Source organism: Methanosarcina sp. A14, from assembly GCF_001729375.1.
Classification (GTDB): domain Archaea; phylum Halobacteriota; class Methanosarcinia; order Methanosarcinales; family Methanosarcinaceae; genus Methanosarcina; species Methanosarcina barkeri.
In genome coordinates this window covers 1-3,146 of sequence record NZ_LZPK01000283.1, presented here as the reverse complement: position 1 = coordinate 3,146, position 3,146 = coordinate 1, and the positions used below count along the sequence as shown (strand labels likewise).

Genomic DNA, 3,146 nt, shown 5'->3' with positions numbered 1-3,146 from the left:
CTATCCTTCTATATGATCTATCCATCCGGCGCACTACAAAAGCATTAGCTACTTTTTTCTCCTATACAACACATCCAGTTTTTATTTTCTACCAGATGTGTTTGTATATTTACGTATCCGGCTTTTTTTAATAATTCATCCAGTTCTTGCGGTGTATGTAGTTTAAGATTACCAGCCTTTACATACGGGTCATTTCTGTCCTTAAAGCTCTGGCTGGCATACATTTCGTTAAGTATCATAATCCTGCCGGAAGGTTTTAAAACCCTTTTTATTTCAGAAAAGTTTTCAATAAGGTTGGGCCAGAAATAAACAGTTTCAACCGCCAGTGCCAAGTCAAATTTATTATTCTCAAAAGGAATTTTTTCTACACTTGCGTAATGTATCTCAACTTTACCGCTGTCTATTAATTCTTTGTTAAATTCGATAGACCAGTTTACACAGTCAGTAGAATAGTCTATTCCAAAAACTTTTCCTTCAGGTGCAAGTAAAGCCAACCTGCTTACTGTTCTGCCTCCACCGCATCCAATATCTAAAATTACACTATCCCGCTTAATGTTTATTTTTCCCAAGCCCCAGCTTGTCAGCTCATAATGGTTGATATTCATTTCATCCGCAACTAGTTTACCTACCTCTCCGGCAGGCTTTCTACATTGATTCAACTTTCTAGAAAGTTCGCTCATAACTAACTCCTTATAATTCCTAATAGATAAAATATATACTAATTCATTTTCATTAAAAAAATCAGTATATTGTTTCAATTTTTGATTTAATGGATCTTGCTCTCGAATATTTCAATTTTCATCTATCTCAACTCTATCGAGTTTCAATCCCTATTTTGGTGGATCTTGCTCTCCCAGATCTGGAATAATTTGCCACGATAGAACAATATTTCCCTTTTCGTCACTTCGGCGCAGCAGAAACAATGACTCATAAATAAAGGTTTCTCTTACTATTTTGTATCAACCAATATACATATAAGGAGATCATACCCAATTTTGCATCTAAGTGGTACTATGCCAGATATGTTAAGAGGCATTACGATCGATGACGTGACAACCCAAGATATGGATGATGCAATCTGGGTGGAAATCACGGAAAACGGCGGCTTGCACGTCTTAGTTATGATCACGGATGTCGCAAAGGTAATTTCCAAGCACTCAGAGCTTGATAAGCTTGCAATGTCTCGGATCGAGACCAGATATTATGCAAACGGTAATAGCCCGATGTTACCCCGGCAGCTGGCAGACGAGAAGCTTTCCCTGTGGCCAGGAGAGTTGAAAGATGTTCTCGCCGTGGATATTGCCCTCGGCATGAACTTGTCAATCCTAAAAACACGGCTTTTGCGGACTGTTATGATCAGCGAAGCCCGACTAGCTTTTTCTGATGTCACCCGCATTCTCTCTGATAGAGAGCACACGCATCACGCCCTCATTAAGCTCGCAAGCCAGCTTGCAAACGATCTTTTAACGCAGCGCCGCAACCGTGGAGCGCTGGCATTCTATGATTTGGGACGGGGACTGGTGACAAATGAAGAAGGATCTATAAAGCAATTGAGACGCAGGGAGGATACCATCGGCTATGTCATCATCCAGGAGCTGATGATTCTCGCTAATATGGCCGTAGCAGAATATGCAGTCAAAAACGATATCCCTATCCTTTTCCGTAACCATACAGCCCGGAGCGCCACCCCTGAGCGAGGGGACTTAATGAAGTTGCTCGAAAGCGTCACTGTAATCCCCGAGGTAAACATAGCTACTGTCAGACATACCACGTACATGATGCTCAACAGAGCGGAATACGGCCCAGTTATCCTGGGCCATTTCGGACTGAACCTAGGTGCCTATACCCATTTTACCTCGCCCATCCGAAGGTATGCTGATCTTGTGAATCACCAACAGATCCGGGCGCACATCCAGAATGAACCCTTGCCCCATTCTAAAGAAGAGATTCAGGCAATTGCATCGCATATCAACCTGATGCATCTTGAAAACGACAAGGCTAAAAGTGAGTACATGAAGGAAAAGGCGTATAGAAAAGCTGAATCTGCCATCCTGAGAAATCGGATAGATAGTACGAGCGATACAGACTTCGAACGCATCACCAAACTCCTTATCCGCAAAGAGGATGACTGTCCTGAGGCCTACTACGATGCATTCCGGAGACGCCTTGGCAAGCTGCCGATCATCTGTGCTGAGCTAGTACTATTGCAAGCTCCTGATGGCAAAAGATGGACTGAGCTTAAAAGAGCATTGCTGGAGGAAATTGCAACTGCACCTCACAAGGCAGTCTCGATCTTCAATATCGCACAGCATATACCGGGCTGGCAGATGCCAGTATACAAAGTGACCAACACGATTCGTGGTAACTTACCGGTATTCGCTGCCCAGAGCGCTATCAGAGTAAATAATATAGAGTACCGGTCTGCCGTATACGAGGACTTGACAAAGAAAGGAGCGACTCAGCGGGCATCCGTAGACCTGCTAGCTGCTGTCCTGGGCTTACCAGTTCCAGACTTGAAGACCAAGATAATAGATTTGCCGGCCAGTAATGAAGAAGTGACGATTAACATGTCAAAAGACCCTATTTTTGCCTTGCAGGAATATTGTCAGGCAAAGAAACTTCCCTTACCGGCTTATTCGTTTAAGGCGGAAGGGCCTACCTGCAAACCTATTTTCACCTGTACCTGCACCTTTGGCTCCTCAACCAGCACCGGACAGGCAGGAAAAAAGCAGAGGGCCAAACGGCTAGCGGCTAGAGAAATGATATACACTTTAGTGTCCGGGAATTAATACCGAGTTCGAGACTTTAGTGAGAAGCACCTTGGTTCTTTTAGTTTCAATCCTTGTTTTAGTGGATCTTGCTCACGAATTTTGTCGCCCGATTACTTTTTTGTGTTATTTGGTAATTTTGGTGTTTCAATCCTTGTTTTAGTGGATCTTGCTCACGAATATCTGATATTCATTATAAAACAGACTCCTCTAATTTTGTTTCAATCCTTGTTTTAGTGGATCTTGCTCACGAATCTCAGAGGGTACAGCTTTCGGTTTGACTCCTTCAGGGTTTCAATCCTTGTTTTAGTGGATCTTGCTCACGAATAGTATCTGCCTCAAACGGACAGAAAAAATTAGTATTGTTTCAATCCTTGT

The 3,146-nt window shown here is 42.9% G+C and carries 2 protein-coding genes and 1 CRISPR repeat array; of the genes, one reads left to right on the top strand and one right to left on the bottom strand.

From position 1 onward, the window contains the following. Positions 1-44: 44 nt before the first annotated feature. Positions 45-680: a class I SAM-dependent methyltransferase gene (locus A9239_RS13080; RefSeq protein WP_048156056.1), complete on the bottom strand. Its 636-nt coding sequence runs from the start codon at positions 678-680 to the stop codon at positions 45-47. Between the two features lie 333 nt (positions 681-1,013). Here A9239_RS13080 and A9239_RS13075 point away from each other — a divergent pair, with 333 nt between their 5' ends. Beyond that, positions 1,014-2,789, top strand: coding sequence for an RNB domain-containing ribonuclease (locus tag A9239_RS13075; RefSeq protein ID WP_048121221.1), 1,776 nt, complete (start codon positions 1,014-1,016; stop codon positions 2,787-2,789). A 43-nt stretch (positions 2,790-2,832) separates the two neighbouring features. Further along, a CRISPR array of direct repeats spans positions 2,833-3,096; the repeat unit is 37 nt; unit sequence GTTTCAATCCTTGTTTTAGTGGATCTTGCTCACGAAT. Positions 3,097-3,146 lie beyond the last annotated feature (50 nt).